The 4,743-nt window shown below is 59.6% G+C and carries 4 protein-coding genes and 1 pseudogene; 3 read left to right on the top strand and 2 right to left on the bottom strand.

Annotated features, from left to right (window positions below):
• A pseudogene (locus E4K65_RS46335) lies at positions 1-519 on the top strand (IS256 family transposase); the annotation flags it as partial.
• Positions 520-838: 319 nt separating this feature from the next.
• On the opposite strand, the gene E4K65_RS46330 reads toward E4K65_RS46335, so the two are convergent.
• Complete coding sequence (locus E4K65_RS46330) at positions 839-1,138, bottom strand: hypothetical protein (protein ID WP_209312167.1); 300 nt, start codon at positions 1,136-1,138, stop codon at positions 839-841.
• A gap of 26 nt (positions 1,139-1,164) precedes the next feature.
• Here E4K65_RS46330 and E4K65_RS46325 point away from each other — a divergent pair, with 26 nt between their 5' ends.
• Both E4K65_RS46325 and E4K65_RS46320 read left to right on the top strand, forming a co-directional pair.
• Positions 1,165-2,427: a Fic family protein gene (locus E4K65_RS46325; RefSeq protein WP_135179716.1), complete on the top strand. Its 1,263-nt coding sequence runs from the start codon at positions 1,165-1,167 to the stop codon at positions 2,425-2,427.
• 121 nt (positions 2,428-2,548) lie between these two features.
• A complete protein-coding gene (locus E4K65_RS46320; protein WP_235886066.1) occupies positions 2,549-3,835 on the top strand; it encodes a ComEC/Rec2 family competence protein in 1,287 nt (428 codons plus the stop codon).
• A 680-nt stretch (positions 3,836-4,515) separates the two neighbouring features.
• Here the strand turns inward: E4K65_RS46320 and E4K65_RS50195 are convergent.
• Entirely contained in the window at positions 4,516-4,731 is a 216-nt protein-coding gene (locus tag E4K65_RS50195) for an HNH endonuclease (protein ID WP_430649067.1), read from the bottom strand.
• Between the last annotated feature and the right edge of the window lie 12 nt (positions 4,732-4,743).

Below are 4,743 nucleotides of genomic sequence, written 5' to 3'. Positions count from 1 at the left end.
TGTGGATCGACGCCACCTACGTGAAGGTGCGCCAGCAGGGTCGCATCGTGTCGGTTGCGGTGATCGTCGCAGTCGGGGTCAACAGTGACGGCCGCAGAGAAGTGCTTGGGATGGATGTCGGCCCCTCCGAAGCGGAGACGTTCTGGACCGCGTTCCTGCGCAAGCTCGCGCGGCGCGGCCTGCGCGGCGTCAAGCTCGTCGTCTCCGACGCCCATGAGGGGATCAAAGCCACGGTCGGAAAGGTTCTCAACGCCACCTGGCAACGCTGCCGCGTCCACTTCATGCGCAACGCGCTGGCACACGCCGGCAAGAGCGGGCGGCGCGTGGTCTCGGCCTTCATCGCCACAGCCTTTGCCCAGGACGACGCCGACGCGGCGCAGGCGCAATGGCGGCGCATCGCCGACCAGCTGCGCCCCAAACTGCCGAAGCTCGCGGCGTTCCTCGATGAGGCCGAGACCGACGTGCTGGCCTACATGAGCTTCCCGGCCGCGCACCGGGCCAAGCTGCACTCGACGGATGAGATGGACAAGCGATTTCTTCAAGACCGAGACGGCGACTGCGAAAATCGCTGTAAGTCCATTCTTTTGTTCGGTCGCGCTGCGGGTCATTCTTCCGTCCCGGCCACCGATCACTCAGCCGCCGCGCGCAGGGGCGGTCAAGGCTGGCCGCATTTGCGGCCACCGCAAGGCTTGGCCCTGACCGGCCCGAGCACGGCGGCACGCTGCGTGGAACGGGACTGGCCCGGCTGGACGTTGCCGTCAGCTGCGATTATGTTTGTTGGGCGCGGGCGACCTCGTGGCGAAGCGTGACGCGTCGGCTGCAAGCGTCACCGGACTGCCTATTTTGTCTTGCCGAACTGAGGCGCCCGCGCGCCGGTTTTTGACCGCCGCGCTTTCCATTGCGACATGAACCGTTCGTAGCTTCGCTCCGCCTGGGTGGCAATCGACATCTCGCGGTCGCGCAGCGCCTTGATGTTGTAGGTATAGGCTGGTCCACGCCGGTTGCCTTTCTGTTGCGGATGTCCGGCTTGAAGTTGTATCGCGCGGGTCTTGTTGGCGACGAGCGCTGGGCGGGCCCACAGGTAATCTTCGCCCCTCGTCAACAAATGCCAGCAGAGCACAGTGAGCTTCCGAGCCACGGCGACCGCGGCGATCTGTCCTCGCCGTGAAGGAGAACGAGATTGCGGAGCTTGTGAGGGAGAAGCCGAACGGGCTCTACACACGTCGGATCTGGTTTCTCTATGAGTGGCTACTGAACCGCCAGCTCGATCTGCCAGCGGCAGACAAGATCTCTTACGTCGACGCCGTCGATAGCGAACTTCAATACGCAAGCTCTGGCCAGAATTCGGCACGGCATCGCGTCCGCGACAACCTGCCAGGGACACCGGAATTCTGTCCGCTCGTTTTCAAGACGAGAAGACTGGCGCAATTTATTGCACAGGACCTCAAGGAGCGCGCTCGCGTTGTGGTGAGCCAAGTTCCGAAAGATTTGCTCGCGCGCACTGCAGCCTTCCTTCTTCTGAAGGACTCGAAGTCAAGCTATGTCATCGAGGGCGAGAGACCGCCGCAGGACCGGATTCAGCGGTGGGGGAGGGTCATCGGCGAAGCCGGGCGGGTGCCGCTCGATGAAGCGGAGTTTCTGCGCCTGCAGCGGATCGTGATCGGCGATGAGCGCTTCGTGAAGCTCGGCTTTCGTCATGAGGGTGGCTTCGTCGGTGAGCACGACCGGGAGACGCAGCGGCCAATTCCGGATCATATCAGCGCGCGTCATGAAGATATCGCCTCCCTCATGCAGGGCCTGATCGCGTTTGATCAAGCCGCGGAAAATGAGCTTGATCCAGTCGTCGCTGCCGCCGTATTGGCCTTCGGATTTGTCTATATCCACCCGTTCGAGGACGGCAATGGCCGCATTCATCGGTACTTGATGCACCACGTGCTGGCACGGCGCGGATTCAATCCCGCCGGGATCCACTTTCCGGTTTCTGCAGCCATTCTCGACAAGATTGGCGAATACAAGGAAGTATTGGAAAGCTACTCGAGCAGATTACTTCCCATTGTTGAATGGGAGGTGACCTCAAATGGTAACGTCAACGTCATGAACGCTACAGGTGATTTCTATCGCTTCTTTGACGCGACGCCCCACGCCGAATTTCTGTACGAATGTGTGCAAAGGACCATCGAACAGGATCTTCCGAAGGAGACCCGATTTTTACGCAATTTCGATACCTTCCGCGCCGAAATTGAAAAGATGGTCGATATGCCGGAGCGCACGCTTAATAATCTTCTTGGATTCTTACGACAGAACGGAGGACGTCTCTCGAAGCGTGCCCGCGATAGCGAATTTTCTCAATTGACCCCAGATGAGGTCACAAGGATTGAGGAGCTCTATCAGGCAACGCTCACGGAGGAATTCACAAAGTCCGGATAGTTCTACCAGAATCATGCTGGGGGAGGTTGGATGCTTCTTTCACCGGACTGTTTCGGTTCGTAGAAAATAGACCCTCTCCTCGAGACCACGGTGCCGATAAAGCCGCTGCCTCAGCCAAATTTTGAAACAGGAGGCCATCTTCTTCTTCTTCTTTCCTCCGGAGTTTCCCAGCAGGTCGCTCTATGCGCGTGTCTCGCGCGTGGATTCATTGAGTACGAGTCCTCAACGCCGTGCGTCCTACAAATTCGATTGCATCGATGCCGATTACGTCGATGGCGCCGGACCGCAGCTTTTGGATGGCTTTCATGCTGATCATACCAAGCCGTTCGCGCTCCTGCGTGTCGTGACGACGCCGGCGAGGTTCGGCGACTTTGCGGGTGCTACGCCTGCGCCGGCCGACTGGTTTTACCTCGAGATCGAGCCTGGACGGTCCGGTCTGCCAGCCTGGCACGCTCAGCTCCAAGGAAATGGTTATTCAGTCCACTCACGCGGCGTCCTGACCTATGCGCGGCGGCTCGATGCACCGGATGAGCTCACGGGCCCGAGATCAAGACCTCAGAGTCTCGGTGCCTCTGTTGCCCCGAGGCTGGTACTGCCATCTCCGCTCGCCGGTGCTTGCATGGCACTGACAAACCCAGCAAGTCGTGCCAAAATCTCAACGATTCTCAAGAGTGTCCCGCAAGCGGGAACAGTCCTGGTCAGAGATGTGGGTCAGGCAAATTTCGTCTCTCTCTGCGACGACCTCGGCCGTGCCGTTCTGCATTTTGACGTCGGACTGCCGATCTCCTTCAATCGTCATACGCGACCCTCAAAGTTCAACATCGATCCGAACGAGAGAGCGCCGATCATTCTGTCGCATTGGGATTGGGATCATCTTCACGGCGCCTTCGAATTCCCGCATTTCCTTGATTGTCCGTGGATTGTTCCCGATCAGCGGCTTGGGCCAGGCGCTGCGCGACTGGCACGAATGCTTGGCGAGAAGGGCAACCTGCTGGTGCGTCCCGCCAATGCGCGCATTCGCTTTCCATTCGGCGAGTTGGTGCGGAGCGGAGGCCCTGTCGGAGACCTCAATGACAGCGGATTGACAGTTCTTGCCATCCTCGCGAGTGGCCGATCAGCCTTGCTGGCGGGCGACGCCGATTATGCGCACCTCATGCATTCCAATGCGCATAGAATAGATCATCTCGTTGCAACTCATCACGGCGCGCGCTTCAACGCGAGTCAAAGGTCGGTGCCGAGGCCCAATAGAAGGGGCGGCACGCTCGTCATTTCTTACGGTTATCGCAACGTCTATCGTCACCCACACAGGGAAGCGCTGGCCAAGCACGCAAAATCGGGGCGGAGAAACTATGTGACAACCGCCGGACGCAAAGGCATCGCTCTCCGGGGTGATCGCGCGATAAGCTAGATGGAAAGAACGATTTTTCGCCTCGCAAGGTCAAAATCGTTGTTGGTCATCGGACCTCTCGTGAGGTGTCTCCGACACGAGGCGGGTCCCAGTCAGCGACGGGATCATCATTGTCTGGCTTCGCCAATTGCCCTGATCGGATGATCCTCCTGTTCGCACCGGAGGATCGCCGTCGGCGGGCTGTCCGCGATGCCCTGATCAAAGTTGATCAATTCACGCGCGCCGGGCGGGGGCGTCCTGTGCGATCGCAGCCAGAGCCTCGAGCTGGCTCTCAGGGGTGTGTCGTAGCGGGCGGGTGAGCTCGGTCGGGTCCGTTGTTGTTTCGTCGCCGGATTCTTTCTTGCGGCGTACCGGTGAATTGCCGGTCTCAGGTTACGCACTGAAGTGGACCGCCAACTGAAAGTCGAATTTGCAAACCAGAAACGGTGCCAGGACAGGTGGACAAGAACTAAAGAAATGTGTCCCATGCTCCAGATCCGGATCTATGAGGCGCAGACGAATGCGCGCGAGGAATCTAGATCATCCGATTTGAATGCGAGCGGGTCGTTCCGCTGGCGCGCGCGCGGCTTGCGCCGCATCGGGCTCTTGTGAACCGAGCCGCTTTGCGTCCCGGTAGGGTAGGCGCGGGACACCTCGAAGAGGATATCCCTACGCCTCCCCCCAAACCGTGCGGGCACCTTTCAGTGCACACGGCTTTCCGTACGCGCATGCTCTCGACCGGAGACGGCTGTACGGCATGACGGGCACAGGACAATGGTCTTGCGCCGCCAACCGGACCGTTTCCAGACCGTCAGCGATCCGCTTCGCAAGTCTCCTAGCCGGCGGAGATGATGCATCTCGAATGGTCCCGTCGTATCGCTGCACGCTTCGCACTTGCGAGCGTTAAGTCGATCGATCAGATCATTTGG

The sequence above is a fragment of the Bradyrhizobium niftali genome (assembly GCF_004571025.1).
GTDB classification, from domain to species: domain Bacteria; phylum Pseudomonadota; class Alphaproteobacteria; order Rhizobiales; family Xanthobacteraceae; genus Bradyrhizobium; species Bradyrhizobium niftali.
Note: the sequence above shows the minus strand (reverse complement) of the source record. Positions and strands in the feature narration are given on the sequence as shown.